Genomic DNA, 17,574 nt, shown 5'->3' with positions numbered 1-17,574 from the left:
ATTAAGTGGTTTGATGTTTAAAAATAATGCTGAGTTAATAAAAGTGTGTGAAGTGTATGATATTAAGTTATTTTTGCGTCAATGCGATTAACAGATACCCTTATTCTATTGCTACTCAGGTATGACGGGCAGAATATTACCTCTACCCGCCAGAAAAAGTCAGCGCATTCCACCGTACGCCAGCGTCACTTCCTTCGCCGCTTTAATCACCATCGCGCCAAACTCGGTCACGCGGTCATCGGTAATACGTGAGATCGGCCCGGAAATCGAAATTGCCGCAAATGGTTCGCGGTGCTCATCGAAAATACACGCTGCGAGGCAACGCAGCCCCAGCGCATGTTCCTCATCGTCAAATGAATAACCCCGTTTGCGCGTCTGCGCGAGGTCTTCTTTTAAATGCACAGGAGACACCAGCGTTGCGTGAGTATAGGCATGTAACCCTTTGCGGTGCAGCAGCTTCGTCACCTGTTCTTCGCTCAGTTGGGCTAAAAAGGCTTTACCGGCACCGGAAGCGTGCATAGGTAATTTACCGCCGATAGGTGCGGACATTCGCATCAGGTGAGTACACTGTACCTGGTCGATAATAATCGCTTCGTGATCGCTTTGATCAAGTACCGCCATATTGACCGTTTCGCCAGACTCTTCCATTAGATTGCGCAGGATAGGATGAACAATGGCTAACAGATTACGGCTCTGGAGAAAGCTGCTGCCGACCATAAAAGCATGTGCGCCGATCGCCCAGTGACCCAGTTCGCCAACCTGACGCACAAAGCCCTGTTGTTGCATCGTGGTTAGCAAGCGATGGGTCGTGGAATTAGGCAATCCGGCTTGCTGTGCCAGTTCCGTGAGTGCCACACTGCCATTGGATTCGGCTATCCATTCCAGTAATTTCAGGCCACGCGTTAAAGACTGTACTTGCCCGGTAGCGGGGGCGGTGGCAGCGGCGGGTTTTCTGCCGCGTTTTGCGGGAACAGGTGCGACCATGACAGCCTCCTTTTTCTGTATCGTGGAAATCATTTTCATTTTTATTGCTATCTAATGCAATAGTTGCCACACTGATCCGATGAGTTAATGTTGAACAAATCTCATGTTGCGTGGTGCTCGCTTTTACCACAGATGCGTTTATGCCAGTATGGTTTGTTGAATTTTTATTAAATCTGGGTTGAGCGTGTCGGGAGCAAGTGTGAGCAGCAAAGTGGAACAACTGCGTGCGCAGTTAAATGAACGTATTCTGGTGCTGGATGGCGGTATGGGCACTATGATCCAGAGCTATCGACTGAACGAAGCCGATTTTCGTGGTGAACGCTTTGCCGACTGGCCATGCGATCTCAAAGGCAACAACGACCTGCTGGTACTCAGCAAACCGGAAGTGATCGCCGCTATCCACAACGCCTACTTTGAAGCGGGCGCGGATATCATCGAAACCAACACCTTCAACTCCACGACCATTGCGATGGCGGATTACCAGATGGAATCCCTGTCGGCGGAAATCAACTTTGCGGCGGCGAAACTGGCGCGCGCCTGTGCTGACGAGTGGACCGCCCGCACTCCGGAGAAACCGCGCTACGTTGCCGGTGTTCTCGGCCCAACCAACCGCACGGCGTCTATTTCTCCGGACGTGAACGATCCGGCATTCCGCAACATCACTTTTGACCAGCTGGTGGCGGCCTATCGTGAATCCACCAAAGCGCTGGTGGAAGGCGGCGCGGATCTGATTCTGATTGAAACCGTTTTCGACACCCTTAACGCCAAAGCGGCGGTCTTTGCGGTGAAAACGGAGTTTGAAGCGCTGGGCGTTGAGCTGCCGATTATGATCTCCGGCACCATCACCGACGCCTCCGGGCGCACGCTCTCCGGGCAGACCACCGAAGCATTTTACAACTCATTGCGCCACGCCGAAGCCCTGACTTTCGGCCTGAACTGTGCGCTGGGGCCAGATGAACTGCGCCAGTACGTGCAGGAGCTGTCACGGATTGCGGAATGCTACGTCACCGCGCACCCGAACGCCGGGCTGCCCAACGCCTTTGGTGAATACGATCTCGACGCCGACACGATGGCAAAACAAATACGTGAATGGGCACAAGCGGGCTTTCTCAATATCGTCGGCGGCTGCTGTGGCACCACGCCACAACATATTGCAGCGATGAGTCGTGCTGTAGAAGGATTAGCGCCGCGCAAACTACCGGAAATTCCCGTAGCCTGCCGTTTGTCTGGCCTGGAGCCGCTGAACATTGGCGACGATAGCCTGTTTGTGAACGTGGGTGAACGCACCAACGTCACCGGTTCCGCTAAGTTCAAGCGCCTGATCAAAGAAGAGAAATACAGCGAGGCGCTGGATGTGGCGCGTCAGCAGGTGGAAAACGGTGCGCAGATTATCGATATCAACATGGATGAAGGGATGCTCGACGCCGAAGCGGCGATGGTGCGTTTTCTCAATCTGATTGCCGGTGAACCGGATATCGCTCGCGTGCCGATTATGATCGACTCCTCAAAATGGGAGGTCATTGAAAAAGGTCTGAAGTGTATCCAGGGCAAAGGCATTGTTAACTCTATCTCGATGAAAGAGGGCGTCGACGCCTTTATTCATCATGCGAAACTGTTGCGTCGCTACGGTGCGGCAGTAGTGGTGATGGCCTTTGACGAACAGGGCCAGGCCGATACCCGCGCACGGAAAATCGAGATTTGCCGTCGGGCGTACAAAATCCTCACCGAAGAGGTTGGCTTCCCGCCGGAAGATATCATTTTTGACCCGAACATCTTCGCGGTCGCAACCGGTATTGAAGAGCACAACAACTACGCGCAGGACTTTATTGGCGCGTGTGAAGACATCAAACGTGAACTGCCGCACGCGCTGATCTCCGGCGGTGTTTCTAACGTTTCTTTCTCATTCCGTGGCAACGATCCGGTGCGCGAAGCCATTCACGCGGTGTTCCTCTACTATGCCATCCGTAACGGTATGGATATGGGGATCGTCAACGCCGGGCAACTGGCGATTTACGACGATTTACCCGCGGAACTGCGCGACGCGGTGGAAGATGTGATTCTTAATCGTCGCGACGATGGCACCGAGCGTTTACTGGAGCTTGCCGAGAAATATCGCGGCAGCAAAACCGACGACACCGCCAACGCCCAGCAGGCGGAGTGGCGCTCGTGGGAAGTGAATAAACGCCTGGAGTACTCGCTGGTCAAAGGTATTACCGAATTTATTGAACAGGACACCGAAGAAGCCCGTCAGCAGGCTACGCGCCCGATTGAAGTGATTGAAGGCCCGTTGATGGACGGCATGAACGTGGTCGGCGATCTGTTTGGCGAAGGCAAAATGTTCCTGCCGCAGGTGGTCAAATCGGCGCGTGTGATGAAGCAGGCGGTGGCTTACCTCGAACCATTCATAGAAGCCAGCAAAGAGCAGGGCAAAACTAATGGCAAGATGGTGATCGCTACAGTGAAGGGTGACGTCCACGACATCGGTAAAAATATCGTTGGCGTGGTGCTGCAATGTAACAACTACGAAATTGTTGATCTCGGCGTTATGGTGCCGGCGGAAAAAATTCTCCGCACCGCCAAAGAAGTGAATGCTGATTTGATTGGCCTTTCGGGGCTTATCACGCCGTCGCTGGATGAAATGGTTAACGTGGCGAAGGAGATGGAGCGTCAGGGCTTCACCATTCCGCTATTGATTGGCGGCGCGACCACCTCAAAAGCGCACACGGCGGTGAAAATCGAGCAGAACTACAGCGGCCCGACGGTGTATGTGCAGAACGCTTCACGCACCGTTGGTGTGGTGGCGGCGCTGCTTTCCGACACTCAGCGCGATGATTTTGTCGCTCGTACCCGCAAGGAGTACGAAACCGTGCGTATTCAACACGGGCGCAAGAAACCGCGCACTCCACCGGTCACGCTGGAAGCGGCGCGCGATAACGATTTCGCTTTTGACTGGCAGGCTTACACGCCGCCGGTGGCGCACCGTCTCGGCGTGCAGGAAGTCGAAGCCAGCATCGAAACGCTGCGTAATTACATCGACTGGACACCGTTCTTTATGACCTGGTCGCTGGCCGGGAAGTATCCGCGCATTCTGGAAGATGAAGTGGTAGGTGTTGAGGCGCAGCGGCTGTTTAAAGACGCCAACGACATGCTGGATAAATTAAGCGCCGAGAAAACGCTGAATCCGCGTGGCGTGGTGGGGCTGTTCCCGGCAAACCGTGTGGGCGATGACATTGAAATCTACCGTGACGAAACGCGTACCCATGTGATCAACGTCAGCCACCATCTGCGTCAACAGACCGAAAAAACGGGCTTCGCTAACTACTGTCTCGCTGACTTCGTTGCGCCGAAGCTTTCTGGTAAAGCAGATTACATTGGCGCATTTGCTGTGACCGGCGGGCTGGAAGAGGACGCACTGGCTGATGCTTTCGAAGCGCAGCACGATGATTACAACAAAATCATGGTGAAAGCGCTTGCCGACCGTTTAGCCGAAGCGTTTGCGGAGTATCTCCATGAGCGTGTGCGTAAAGTCTACTGGGGCTATGCGCCGAACGAGAACCTCAGCAACGAAGAGCTGATCCGCGAAAACTATCAGGGAATCCGCCCGGCACCAGGCTACCCGGCCTGCCCGGAACATACGGAAAAAGCCACCATCTGGGAGTTGCTGGAAGTGGAAAAACATACCGGCATGAAACTTACAGAATCTTTCGCCATGTGGCCCGGTGCATCGGTTTCGGGTTGGTACTTCAGCCACCCGGACAGCAAGTACTACGCGGTGGCGCAAATTCAGCGCGATCAGGTCGAAGACTATGCCCGCCGTAAAGGTATGAGCGTCTCAGATGTTGAACGCTGGCTGGCACCGAATCTGGGGTATGACGCGGACTGATTCACAAATCTGTCACTTTTCCTTACAACAAACAGGGCGCTCAATGAGTGCCCTGTCTCTTTATTAATATGAAACACTTATACTGGAATCAGGTTGGAATAATCTTAGCCGGAAAAACGAATGTCAAAAGTCACGATAAAGATTTCAGTCAGCGTGTTTCCGGTCCTTTGGTCATTCAATTGCTTCAGGAACATATAACGATAAGGAGAACCTGAACTCGTGTTAACGCTGCTTCACCTGCTTTCTGCCGTCGCCCTGTTGGTCTGGGGGACACATATTGTTCGAACAGGCGTAATGCGCGTCTTCGGCGCACGTCTGCGTACCGTTCTGAGCCGGAGCGTCGAAAAAAAGCCGCTCGCCTTTTGTGCGGGGATCGGCGTTACCGCACTGGTGCAGAGCAGTAATGCTACCACCATGCTGGTGACTTCGTTCGTCGCTCAGGATCTGGTTGCCCTCGCGCCTGCGCTGGTGATTGTGCTGGGTGCAGATGTCGGGACGGCGCTAATGGCGCGTATTCTCACCTTCGACTTATCCTGGCTGTCACCGTTACTTATTTTTATCGGCGTGATTTTTTTCCTCGGCCGCAAACAGTCACGCGCCGGGCAACTAGGCCGTGTCGGTATTGGTCTTGGGCTGATTTTACTGGCGCTGGAATTGATTGTGCAGGCCGTAACGCCGATCACCCAGGCAAACGGCGTTCAGGTGATCTTTGCCTCGCTAACCGGCGATATTCTGCTGGATGCGCTGATTGGCGCGATGTTCGCCATTATCAGCTACTCCAGCCTTGCTGCTGTACTGCTGACCGCGACTCTGACCGCCGCAGGCATCATCTCCTTCCCCGTGGCACTTTGTCTGGTGATTGGTGCTAACCTCGGCTCCGGCTTGCTGGCGATGCTCAACAACAGTGCCGCCAATGCCGCAGCTCGCCGTGTCGCGCTGGGTAGTCTGCTGTTTAAGCTGGTGGGTAGCCTGATTATCCTGCCGTTTGTTCATTTGCTGGCAGAGACAATGGGGAAGTTGTCATTGCCAAAAGCGGAACTGGTGATCTATTTCCACGTCTTCTACAACCTTGTACGCTGCCTGGTCATGCTGCCATTTGTTGACCCGATGGCACGGTTTTGCAAAACGATTATTCGCGATGAACCGGAACTGGATACCCAGCTACGGCCTAAACATCTGGATGTCAGCGCGCTGGATACGCCCACGCTTGCTCTGGCGAACGCTGCCCGCGAAACCCTGCGCATTGGCGACGCCATGGAACAGATGATGGAAGGGTTGAATAAAGTGATGCACGGCGAGCCACGGCAGGAGAAAGAGCTGCGTAAGCTGGCTGATGACATCAACGTTCTCTATACCGCCATTAAGCTGTATCTGGCGCGAATGCCAAAAGAAGAGCTGGCGGAGGAAGAGTCGCGTCGCTGGGCGGAGATCATCGAAATGTCGCTCAACCTTGAACAGGCCTCCGATATCGTCGAGCGCATGGGTAGTGAAATTGCCGACAAATCGCTGGCTGCAAGGCGAGCATTTTCGCTTGATGGCTTGAAGGAACTGGATGCGCTCTATGAGCAATTGCTCAGTAATTTAAAACTGGCAATGTCGGTTTTCTTCTCTGGCGATGTTACCAGCGCCCGTCGTTTGCGCCGCAGCAAACATCGTTTTCGCATTCTTAATCGCCGCTATTCCCACGCCCACGTCGATCGCCTGCATCAGCAAAACGTGCAGAGCATTGAAACCAGTTCGCTACATTTAGGCTTACTGGGAGATATGCAGCGCCTGAACTCGCTGTTTTGTTCAGTCGCTTACAGTGTGCTGGAACAGCCTGATGAAGATGAAGGACGGGACGAGTATTAATACCGTGACCCTGAAGGCCTGATAAGACGCGTAAAGCGTCGCATCAGGCACTATGTACAAGATGCCGGATCATGCATCCGGCAATTCACTTAAAAACGGTGACCCGCTTCCAGCGGCACCGCTTCTTCACCAGCCTTAAACACATAAGTGGTGTTCGGGCCACCCAGCGTAGCGTGACCTTTACTTACTGTGATCCAGTTACCTTCCGGCAGACCAATAATCGTCAGTTCTGGCGCGACGACCAGCAGTTCGCGAATACGCTGCTCACGGGTTTCACCTTTATGGCCTTCCGGCAGCGCGTTGGTGAAGTGCGGGTTGATTTGCAGCGGGAACAGATTTAGCGCATCGAAACCTTGCGGATCGACAATCGGCATATCGTTGGTGGTACGAATGGTTGGGCAAGCAAGGTTAGCGCCTGCGCTCCAGCCAATATACAGCGCGCCACGTTTCACCACGTCAGTAATTGGTGCCAGCAGCCCGCGCTCGCGGCACTGTTTCAGCAACTGGAAAGTATTACCGCCGCCTACAATCACAATTTCCGCATTTTCAATCGCGGCAACGGGATCGACAACGCTATGAATACCGGTGACAGAAACACCCAGCGGAGCGAGAACCGCAGCCGTTTTCGCTGTGTAATCATCCCAGGTCTGCGTTACGCCCGCGAAAGGAATAAATACCGCTGAACGGCGACCCTGCAACTGTTCAGCAATCAGCGGCAGCGCATGTTCCAGCCAGGCTTTTCCCGGCAGCGTCGAGTTACTCAATAAAAGCAGTTCCATTACTTCTCCGGTTAGTAAGAAATCACGGGAGGCATGCTATCACTGTGATTTTAATCGCTTACTGACATGGCTCACGATGTCGCACATTGCTTCTGGAAAGTGATTTGAGCAGGTAACGAATTCAAGCCAATGGAAATAACAAATAGTTCGCTCATGACTATTTTTTATCAACCCAAAGGTACGGTATATTCCGTTTTTTACAGGAGAATTTATGCTGCCCGACTCATCAGTCCGTTTAAATAAATACATCAGCGAAAGCGGAATTTGCTCACGCCGCGAAGCGGATCGCTATATCGAGCAAGGCAATGTGTTCCTTAATGGCAAGCGAGCCACCATTGGCGATCAGGTGAAACCCGGCGACGTTGTGAAAGTAAATGGTCAGTTGATTGAGCCTCGGGAAGCCGAAGATTTGGTACTTATCGCCCTGAACAAGCCCGTCGGTATTGTCAGCACCACCGAAGATGGCGAGCGCGATAACATTGTCGATTTTGTTAACCACAGCAAACGCGTGTTCCCGATTGGCCGCCTGGATAAAGATTCCCAGGGGCTGATTTTCCTCACCAATCACGGCGACCTGGTGAATAAGATCCTCCGTGCGGGTAACGATCATGAGAAAGAGTATCTGGTTACGGTCGATAAACCGATTACCGATGAATTTATTCGTGGTATGGGGGCGGGGGTGCCGATCCTCGGGACGGTGACGAAAAAGTGCAAAGTCAAAAAAGAAGCGCCGTTTGTTTTTCGCATTACCCTGGTGCAGGGACTGAACCGTCAGATCCGTCGCATGTGCGAGCACTTTGGTTACGAAGTGAAAAAGCTGGAGCGTACGCGCATTATGAACGTCAGTTTAAGCGGCATTCCGCTGGGTGAGTGGCGCGATTTAACCGACGATGAGCTAATTGATCTCTTTAAATTAATTGAGAATTCCACTTCTGAGGTAAAACCCAAAGCGAAGGCCAAACCGAAAACGGCGGGCATTAAACGCCCGGTGGTGAAGATGGAAAAAACATCAGAAAAAGGCGGTCGCCCGACGTCCAACGGTAAACGTTTCACCTCGCCGGGGCGCAAAAAGAAGGGGCGCTAATCAGCGCCTGCCGCGCGTTGACGTATTTGCCGACCAGCTAAACGATGCTTCGGGATCGGGTTTATAAGCCTGCTTTTTCTTCAACTGGCGGGCTTTTTTTGCTTCAGCCTCACGCTCAACCATTAATTTATCGATGTACTCTTTCTTAATGCTGTTAGTTTCCGAGTTGGTCAGCACGCGACCATGCGCAATACGCGCCCGATCCAGCAGTGTTTTAAGTTCACGCTGCTCGCGTTCAGTCATCTCTTTTTGGGTAATACGGGGGAGTGCCATGATGGTGCCCTCAGTGAGCCGGAGAGTTCAGTGTACGGGAATTCCTTTGCGAGCAGAACTGATAATATTCATTTTGCCTTCTCTTAAATATTTATCTCTCTCGATAATTAGCTAGAGATGCAGATAAAAAATTAAAGGTAATTATTCTTAGATAAAGATGCTGGTTAACAGGGAATAGACTCGTTTATTGATGGGCATAATGACAAGAAAAACATACGGCCCGAAATAATGTCTTTCGGACCATACTGTGTTTACTCAAACAAATTAAAATGCAGCTTCTGCACCACCTGCTCGGCATCTTCGCCGGGCACCAGGAAGCACAGGTTATGGCTGGATGCGCCGTAGCAAATCATGCGGATGTTAAACGGTTCCAGTACGCCAAATACCTCTTTGCCTACGCCGCAGGCTTTTGACAGGTCATTGCCAATCAACGCGACCAGCGCCAGGCCTTCTTCCACTTCTACCCGGCACAGTGCGGAAAGCTCCATCAGCAGAGATTGCGTCAGCAATGTATCGCCAGTGGAGGTTGAACCGGTGGTATCAAGGGTTAATGCCACGCTCACTTCTGATGTGGTGATTAAATCCACCGAGATATTATGCCGCGCGAGAATGCCAAAAACTTCCGCGAGGAAACCGCGAGAATGCAGCATATTCAGGCTGTGCAAAGTGAGCAGAGTCTGATTACGACGAAGCGCCAGGGCGCGGAACAGCGGCGGATTTTCAGTTTTATTGCACACCAGCGTACCACCTGCGCGTGGGTCTTTACTGGAGCCGACAAACACCGGAATATCGCTGCGTACTGCGGGTAGCAATGTTGCCGGATGCAGTACTTTTGCACCAAAAGTTGCCATCTCTGCCGCTTCGGCAAACGCGATTTCATCAATACGTTTTGCTGCGGTGACCACGCGTGGATCGGTGGTGTAGATGCCTGGGACATCGGTCCAGATATCAACACGAGAAGCGTGTAAAGCCTCCGCCAGCAAGGCTGCCGTATAATCGCTGCCTCCACGGCCAAGCGTCGTTGTACGGCCTTTACTTTCGCTGCCGATAAATCCTTGGGTGATCACTAAGCCTTCATTGAGGCGCGGGAGCAGCTGCAGCGCAGCCAGTTCCGCCAGCGCGGCTACATCTGGCTCTGCACGACCAAATCGGTCATTGGTACGCATCACTTTACGTACATCAAACCACTGTGCCTGAACATCGCGTTCGCGCAGGATCTCCACGAACAGCAGGGTCGACATCAGCTCGCCGTGGCTGACCAGTTCATCTGTCAGCGCCGGAGACGTTGCCAGCGCCGCCGCTTCTGCCAGAACAGTAATGTTCTCCAGCAGACGTTCAATCTCTTCACGGATAACGTTCGGGTAACGCAGACGTTCCAGAATGGCAAACTGGATATTGCGGATTGCGTCGAGTTTTTCGAATCGCTCGCCAGGTTCCAGTCCTTCAGCTAAAGCGACCAGCAGATTAGTGATACCAGCAGAAGCCGAGAGGACAACTAAACGTACGTTGGCATCAGAAAGCACAATATCAGCACTGCGGTTCATCGCGTCAAAATCAGCTACGCTGGTACCGCCAAATTTGGAGACAACAATTTCAGACATAACTACCTCGTGTCAGGGGATCCATTTTCAGCCTTGGCACAAGGGAAGAGCGGAAGACGGGTGGGCGCAGAGCGATACTTCGCTACTATTTTCACCCAGAAGTGCTCCACCACTTGCGAAACGCCCGACTGCGAACGCTTCTGGTGACAACCCAGGGGATTCAGCCCCTGTAGCCGATGATGAACGTGGCCAGCCGTTCAATCACCTCGGCGATGCACCCCCTCAGGTGTTATCACAGGACTGGCTCCTCCAACACCGTTACTTGGGCAACGCGCCTCTTCTGGCCTGCGCTAGCGCAGGTAGTACATTTATAAATAAAGGGTGAGCGGGGCGGTTGTCAACGATGGGGTCATGCGGATTTTTCATCCACTCCTGGCGGTCAGTAGTTCAGCTAATAAATGCTTCACTGCGCTAAGGGTTTACACTCAACATTACGCTAACGGCACTAAAACCATCACATTTTTCTGTGACTGGCGCTACAATCTTCCAAAGTCACAATTCTCAAAATCAGAAGAGTATTGCTAATGAAAAACATCAATCCAACGCAGACCGCGGCCTGGCAGGCACTACAGAAACACTTCGATGAAATGAAAGACGTTACGATCGCCGATCTTTTTGCTAAAGACGGCGATCGTTTTTCTAAGTTCTCCGCAACCTTCGACGATCAGATGCTGGTGGATTACTCCAAAAACCGCATCACTGAAGAGACGCTGGCGAAATTACAGGATCTGGCGAAAGAGTGTGATTTGGCTGGCGCGATTAAGTCGATGTTCTCTGGCGAGAAGATTAACCGCACCGAAAACCGTGCCGTACTGCACGTAGCGTTGCGTAACCGTAGCAATACCCCGATTCTGGTTGATGGCAAAGATGTCATGCCGGAAGTCAACGCGGTGCTGGAGAAGATGAAAACCTTCTCGGAAGCGATTATTTCTGGTGAATGGAAAGGTTATACCGGCAAAGCAATCACCGACGTGGTGAACATCGGTATCGGCGGTTCTGACCTCGGCCCGTATATGGTGACCGAAGCACTGCGTCCGTACAAAAATCACCTGAACATGCACTTTGTTTCTAACGTCGATGGAACTCACATCGCGGAAGTGCTGAAAAAAGTAAACCCGGAAACCACGCTGTTCCTGGTAGCATCTAAAACCTTCACCACTCAGGAAACTATGACCAACGCCCATAGCGCGCGTGACTGGTTCCTGAAAGCGGCAGGTGATGAGAAACACGTTGCGAAACACTTTGCGGCGCTCTCAACCAATGCCAAAGCCGTTGGTGAGTTTGGTATTGATACCGCCAACATGTTCGAGTTCTGGGACTGGGTCGGCGGTCGTTACTCTTTATGGTCAGCGATTGGCTTGTCGATTGTTCTCTCCATCGGCTTTGATAACTTCGTTGAACTGCTTTCCGGCGCACACGCGATGGACAAGCATTTCTCCACCACACCTGCAGAGAAAAACCTGCCTGTACTGCTGGCGCTGATCGGCATCTGGTACAACAATTTCTTTGGCGCGGAAACTGAAGCGATTCTGCCGTACGACCAGTATATGCACCGTTTCGCAGCGTACTTCCAGCAGGGCAATATGGAGTCCAACGGTAAGTATGTAGACCGTAACGGTAACGTTGTGGATTACCAGACTGGCCCGATTATCTGGGGTGAACCTGGTACTAACGGTCAGCACGCGTTCTACCAGCTGATCCACCAGGGTACGAAGATGGTGCCATGCGATTTCATCGCCCCGGCTATCACCCACAACCCGCTCTCTGATCATCACCAGAAACTGCTGTCTAACTTCTTCGCTCAGACCGAAGCGCTGGCGTTTGGTAAATCCCGCGAAGTGGTTGAGCAGGAATATCGCGATCAGGGTAAAGATCCGGCAACGCTTGACTACGTGGTACCGTTCAAAGTGTTCGAAGGTAACCGCCCAACCAACTCTATCCTGCTGCGCGAAATCACTCCGTTCAGCCTGGGTGCGTTGATTGCGCTGTATGAGCACAAAATCTTTACTCAGGGCGTGATCCTGAACATCTTCACCTTCGACCAGTGGGGCGTGGAGCTGGGTAAACAGCTGGCGAACCGTATTCTGCCAGAGCTGAAAGATGACAAAGAAATCAGCAGCCACGATAGCTCGACCAATGGTCTGATTAACCGCTATAAAGCGTGGCGCGGTTAATCATCGTTCATGCCTGATGCCGCTATGTAGGCCGGATAAGGCGTTTACGCCGCATCCGGCAACTGGTGCCTGATGCGACGCTTTACGCGTCTTATCAGGCCTACAGATCGATGCCGATATGTACATCGTATTCGGCAATTAATGCATAGCACGGTTAATTAAATAACCTTAATAACAATGCCGACTATAAGTCGGCATTGTTTTATCAGATAAATCCCCTTGTCTGTGATTTAACGAAAATCATACCGTGAGGTTAATCCTAAAATAGATTTTTAATCATGATTGATTTCGGAAAATACGTAGGTTAATTATTTTTGATTTTGTTTTAAATTTTTGATTTTAAATATTATTTATATATAAGTTGAAACTTATATTTGATATTCATTCCAATTATCTTAAAACCCCATCACTAATTCCCCACGCCGTAATTCGCATGCTTTAGTTGTGTATACTCGATCCCGCCCGAAATGTTTTTGGGTAAATCTCCATTCATTCAATGAAGGGAAATTGTTATGAAAAAAGTTCTGTATGGCATTTTTGCCATATCTGCGCTTGCGGCGACTTCTGCGTGGGCTGCACCTGTACAGGTGGGCGAAGCGGCAGGGTCGGCAGCAACGTCGGTTTCGGCGGGTAGTTCCTCCGCGACCAGCGTCAGCACCGTAAGCTCGGCGGTGGGTGTCGCGCTCGCGGCAACCGGTGGCGGTGATGGTTCTAATACCGGGACCACCACAACCACGACCACCAGTACCCAGTAATAAAGTATGTATCCCTAAAATAATTCGAGTCATCGCATCTGTGGCTTGAAGTATGACGGGGATTAACCATAACCACACTCCGGTGTGGTTATTCTGCCCCTCTGGAGAAGAGTCGTGAAGCGACCTGCACTCATTCTTATCTGCCTGCTATTACAGGCCTGTTCAGCCACGACTAAAGAGCTGGGCAATTCACTGTGGGACAGTCTGTTCGGTACGCCAGGCGTACAGCTGACGGACGATGATATTCAAAATATGCCCTACGCCAGCCAGTACATGCAGCTTAATGGCGGGCCGCAGTTGTTTGTGGTGCTGGCCTTCGCTGAAGACGGACAACAAAAATGGGTTACTCAGGATCAAGCCACTCTCGTCACACAACATGGTCGTCTGGTGAAGACTTTGCTTGGCGGCGACAACCTGATTGAAGTGAATAACCTTGCCGCCGACCCGCTGATTAAACCCGCACAAATTGTTGATGGCGCAACCTGGACGCGCACGATGGGCTGGACCGAGTACCAGCAGGTGCGCTACGCCACCGCACGCTCGGTTTTCAAATGGGATGGTACCGATACCGTCAAAGTCGGTAGCGTTGAAACTCCGGTTCGTGTGCTGGACGAAGAAGTCTCCACCGACCAGGCGCGCTGGCATAACCGCTATTGGATCGACAGCGAAGGGCAAATTCGCCAGTCGGAACAGTATCTCGGCGCGGATTATTTCCCGGTGAAAACCACTCTCATCAAGGCGGCAAAACAATGATTAAACAAACTATTGCTGCGTTGATTATGAGCGTGGGAGCGTCATCGGTCTTTGCGGCAGGCACCGTCAAAGTGTTCAGCAATGGCAGCAATGAGGCCAAAACGCTAACGGGCGCAGAGCATTTAATCGATCTGGTAGGCCAACCGCGGCTCGCAAACAGTTGGTGGCCCGGAGCGGTGATTAGCGAAGAGCTGGCAACGGCGGCGGCATTACGGCAGCAGCAGGCGTTGCTGACAAGGCTGGCAGACCTGGCCTCAGAATCCAGCACCGACGATGCCGCCGCCATTAACGCCTTACGCCAGCAAATTCAGGCGTTGAAGGTGACGGGCAGACAAAAAATCAATCTTGATCCTGATATCGTGCGCGTTGCCGAACGCGGTAACCCGCCGTTGCAGGGCAACTACACGCTGTGGGTCGGACCACCACCGTCCACGGTCACGTTATTCGGGCTTATCGGCCGTCCTGGCAATCAGCCATTCACTCCCGGTCGCGACGTGGCGAGCTATCTCTCTGACCAGAGCCTGCTCAGCGGTGCGGATCGCAGCTACGCGTGGGTCGTTTATCCGGATGGACGCACGCAAAAAGCTCCGGTGGCTTACTGGAACAAGCGTCACGTAGAGCCGATGCCCGGCAGCATTATTTATGTTGGCCTCGCGGACTCCGTCTGGAGTGAGACGCCTGATGCCCTTAACGCTGACATTCTTCAGACTCTGACGCAGCGGATACCGCAATAATGAAAAAAAGACATCTGCTTAGTTTACTGGCGCTGGGCATTAGCACGGCTTGCTACGGCGAAACATATCCTGCGCCCATTGGTCCGTCGCAATCGGATTTCGGTGGCGTAGGATTATTACAAACACCTACTGCGCGCATGGCGCGGGAAGGGGAGTTGAGTCTGAACTATCGCGATAACGATCAGTACCGTTATTACTCTGCTTCGGTGCAACTCTTCCCGTGGTTGGAAACAACGCTGCGTTATACCGATGTGCGCACTCGGCAGTACAGCAGCGTCGAAGCGTTCTCTGGTGATCAAACGTATAAAGATAAAGCCTTCGATCTCAAACTGCGTTTATGGGAAGAGAGTTACTGGCTGCCACAGGTGGCGGTTGGTGCGCGGGATATCGGCGGTACGGGGCTGTTCGATGCGGAATATCTTGTCGCCAACAAAGCCTGGGGGCCATTCGATTTTACGCTCGGCCTGGGCTGGGGATATCTGGGCACCAGCGGTAACGTGAAAAATCCGCTCTGTTCAGCCAGTGACAAATATTGCTATCGCGATAATAGCTACAAACAAGCGGGATCTATCGATGGCAGCCAGATGTTCCACGGCCCGGCCTCACTGTTTGGCGGTGTGGAATATCAGACGCCCTGGCAGCCGCTGCGTCTGAAACTGGAGTATGAAGGCAATAATTATCAGCAGGATTTTGCCGGGAAGCTGGAGCAAAAAAGTAAGTTTAACGTCGGGGCGATTTATCGCGTTACCGATTGGGCCGACGTTAACCTTAGCTATGAACGCGGTAACACCTTTATGTTTGGCGTCACGCTGCGTACCAACTTTAACGATCTACGCCCGTCCTACAATGATAACGCCCGTGCGCAATATCAACCGCAGCCGCAGGATGCCATTTTGCAGCATTCGGTGGTGGCGAATCAGTTAACGCTGTTGAAATACAACGCCGGACTGGCCGATCCGCAGATCCAGACGAAAGGCGATACGCTGTACGTCACCGGTGAGCAGGTGAAATATCGTGATTCGCGTGAAGGGATCATCCGTGCTAATCGGATCGTGATGAACGATCTGCCGGATGGGATCAAGACGATCCGCATTACAGAAAATCGCCTTAACATGCCGCAGGTGACGACGGAAACCGATGTAGCCAGCCTGAAAAATCATCTTGCCGGAGAGCCGTTGGGCCACGAAACGACGCTGGCGCAAAAACGCGTCGAGCCGGTAGTTCCTGCGTCCACCGAGCAGGGCTGGTATATAGACAAATCACGCTTTGATTTCCATATCGATCCGGTGCTGAACCAGTCGGTCGGTGGCCCGGAAAACTTTTACATGTACCAGCTGGGCGTGATGGGAACGGCGGATTTGTGGCTGACGGACCATCTGCTGACCACCGGTAGTCTGTTTGCTAACCTGGCGAACAATTACGACAAGTTTAATTACACCAATCCACCGCAGGATTCGCACTTACCGCGCGTTCGTACCCATGTGCGTGAGTATGTGCAGAATGATGTCTATGTGAATAACCTGCAAGCCAACTACTTCCAGCATCTGGGCAACGGCTTCTACGGTCAGGTCTACGGTGGTTATCTCGAAACCATGTTTGGCGGCGCGGGGGCAGAGGTGTTGTATCGCCCGCTGGATAGCAACTGGGCGTTTGGTCTGGATGCTAACTACGTTAAACAGCGCGACTGGCGTAGCGCGAAAGATATGATGAAATTCACCGATTACAGCGTGAAAACCGGACATCTGACCGCCTACTGGACGCCATCTTTCGCTCAGGATGTATTAGTGAAAGCCAGCGTCGGGCAGTATCTGGCAGGGGATAAAGGCGGCACGCTGGAAATCGCCAAACGCTTTGACAGCGGCGTGGTAGTGGGGGGGTATGCCACGATCACGAATGTTTCGAAAGAGGAGTACGGCGAAGGGGACTTCACCAAAGGCGTGTATGTCTCTGTACCGTTGGATCTCTTCTCGTCTGGCCCGACTCGTAGCCGTGCAGCAATTGGCTGGACGCCGCTGACGCGTGACGGTGGTCAGCAACTTGGGCGTAAGTTCCAGTTGTACGACATGACCAGCGACCGAAGCGTCAATTTCCGCTAACAAGCAGCGCCGAATACAGGAATCGTATTCGGCGTTGAACAAAACATACACAAAAAATATAGATCTCCGTCACATTTTTGCGTTATACAGGAAGTTCGCCACTGTGATGGAGGTACTGCTATGACGTCACTCTCTCGTCCGCGCGTGGAGTTTATCTCCACCATTTTGCAGACCGTACTCAATCTTGGCCTGTTGTGCCTCGGCCTGATTTTGGTTGTCTTCCTCGGCAAAGAAACGGTGCATCTGGCTGATGTGCTGTTCGCGCCAGAACAAGCCAGCAAATATGAGCTGGTGGAAGGGCTGGTGGTTTACTTTCTCTATTTCGAATTTATCGCGTTGATTGTGAAGTACTTTCAGTCCGGTTTTCACTTTCCCTTGCGTTACTTTGTCTATATCGGGATCACCGCCATTGTGCGCTTGATCATCGTCGATCATAAATCACCACTGGATGTGTTGATCTACTCGGCAGCGATCCTGCTACTGGTGATCACCTTATGGCTGTGTAATTCGAAACGGCTGAAGCGGGAGTAAAAAAAGGCGCTCCATAGAGCGCCGAATAACAGTCACAAGTTGGGATAACGTAAGTTGAGGGTGTAGCGGCATAACA

13 protein-coding genes and 1 riboswitch are annotated in these 17,574 nt (G+C 52.3%); of the genes, 9 read left to right on the top strand and 4 right to left on the bottom strand.

All coding sequences use genetic code 11. From position 1 onward, the window contains the following. Positions 1-159: 159 nt before the first annotated feature. Entirely contained in the window at positions 160-984 is an 825-nt protein-coding gene (gene iclR / locus ATB02_RS21455) for a glyoxylate bypass operon transcriptional repressor IclR (protein WP_032304279.1), read from the bottom strand. Between the two features lie 199 nt (positions 985-1,183). On the opposite strand from iclR, the gene metH reads away from it, so the two are divergent. Further along, complete coding sequence (gene metH, locus ATB02_RS21450) at positions 1,184-4,867, top strand: methionine synthase (RefSeq protein WP_000096047.1); 3,684 nt, start codon at positions 1,184-1,186, stop codon at positions 4,865-4,867. A 219-nt stretch (positions 4,868-5,086) separates the two neighbouring features. Continuing rightward, positions 5,087-6,718 carry a Na/Pi cotransporter family protein gene (locus ATB02_RS21445; protein ID WP_000956830.1) on the top strand — a complete coding sequence of 544 codons (1,632 nt, stop codon included), beginning with the start codon at positions 5,087-5,089 and terminating at the stop codon, positions 6,716-6,718. Positions 6,719-6,807: 89 nt separating this feature from the next. On the opposite strand, the gene pepE is transcribed toward ATB02_RS21445, so the two are convergent. After that, positions 6,808-7,497, bottom strand: coding sequence for a dipeptidase PepE (pepE, locus tag ATB02_RS21440; RefSeq protein ID WP_000421763.1), 690 nt, complete (start codon positions 7,495-7,497; stop codon positions 6,808-6,810). Positions 7,498-7,708: 211 nt separating this feature from the next. Between pepE and rluF the strand changes: the two genes are divergently transcribed. Continuing rightward, a complete protein-coding gene (gene rluF, locus ATB02_RS21435; protein ID WP_032185666.1) occupies positions 7,709-8,581 on the top strand; it encodes a 23S rRNA pseudouridine(2604) synthase RluF in 873 nt (290 codons plus the stop codon). On the opposite strand, the gene ATB02_RS21430 is transcribed toward rluF, so the two are convergent. Continuing rightward, the gene (locus ATB02_RS21430) at positions 8,582-8,854 is read right to left on the bottom strand and encodes a DUF3811 domain-containing protein (protein ID WP_001207638.1); all 273 of its coding nucleotides are present in this window, start codon (positions 8,852-8,854) and stop codon (positions 8,582-8,584) included. A 251-nt stretch (positions 8,855-9,105) separates the two neighbouring features. After that, on the bottom strand, positions 9,106-10,455 hold the full coding sequence (lysC, locus tag ATB02_RS21425) for a lysine-sensitive aspartokinase 3 (RefSeq protein WP_001290326.1): 1,350 nt from the start codon (positions 10,453-10,455) through the stop codon (positions 9,106-9,108). A 91-nt stretch (positions 10,456-10,546) separates the two neighbouring features. Further along, positions 10,547-10,743, bottom strand: a riboswitch (Lysine riboswitch). Positions 10,744-10,979: 236 nt separating this feature from the next. Between lysC and pgi the strand changes: the two genes are divergently transcribed. From pgi to psiE, 6 genes are all read left to right on the top strand, one after another. Continuing rightward, positions 10,980-12,629, top strand: coding sequence for a glucose-6-phosphate isomerase (gene pgi / locus ATB02_RS21415; protein WP_000789986.1), 1,650 nt, complete (start codon positions 10,980-10,982; stop codon positions 12,627-12,629). A 512-nt stretch (positions 12,630-13,141) separates the two neighbouring features. Then, positions 13,142-13,384 (top strand): exopolysaccharide production protein YjbE, encoded by a 243-nt coding sequence (yjbE, locus tag ATB02_RS21410; RefSeq protein ID WP_000757333.1) that lies wholly within the window; start codon positions 13,142-13,144, stop codon positions 13,382-13,384. A gap of 114 nt (positions 13,385-13,498) precedes the next feature. Next, positions 13,499-14,137: a YjbF family lipoprotein gene (locus tag ATB02_RS21405; RefSeq protein WP_105272195.1), complete on the top strand. Its 639-nt coding sequence runs from the start codon at positions 13,499-13,501 to the stop codon at positions 14,135-14,137. Further along, positions 14,134-14,871, top strand: a complete 738-nt coding sequence (locus tag ATB02_RS21400; RefSeq protein WP_105272194.1) for a capsule biosynthesis GfcC family protein — start codon at positions 14,134-14,136, stop codon at positions 14,869-14,871. The genes ATB02_RS21405 and ATB02_RS21400 overlap by 4 nt, the downstream gene beginning before the upstream one ends. Then, complete coding sequence (locus ATB02_RS21395; RefSeq protein WP_105272193.1) at positions 14,871-16,967, top strand: YjbH domain-containing protein; 2,097 nt, start codon at positions 14,871-14,873, stop codon at positions 16,965-16,967. Before ATB02_RS21400 ends, ATB02_RS21395 begins: the two co-directional genes overlap by 1 nt. 120 nt (positions 16,968-17,087) lie before the next feature. Further along, the gene (psiE, locus tag ATB02_RS21390; protein ID WP_000202899.1) at positions 17,088-17,498 is read left to right on the top strand and encodes a phosphate-starvation-inducible protein PsiE; all 411 of its coding nucleotides are present in this window, start codon (positions 17,088-17,090) and stop codon (positions 17,496-17,498) included. Positions 17,499-17,574 lie beyond the last annotated feature (76 nt).

This window comes from Escherichia sp. MOD1-EC5189 (genome assembly GCF_002966045.1).
Classification (GTDB): Bacteria; Pseudomonadota; Gammaproteobacteria; order Enterobacterales; family Enterobacteriaceae; genus Escherichia; species Escherichia coli_F.
Note: the sequence above shows the minus strand (reverse complement) of the source record. Positions and strands in the feature narration are given on the sequence as shown.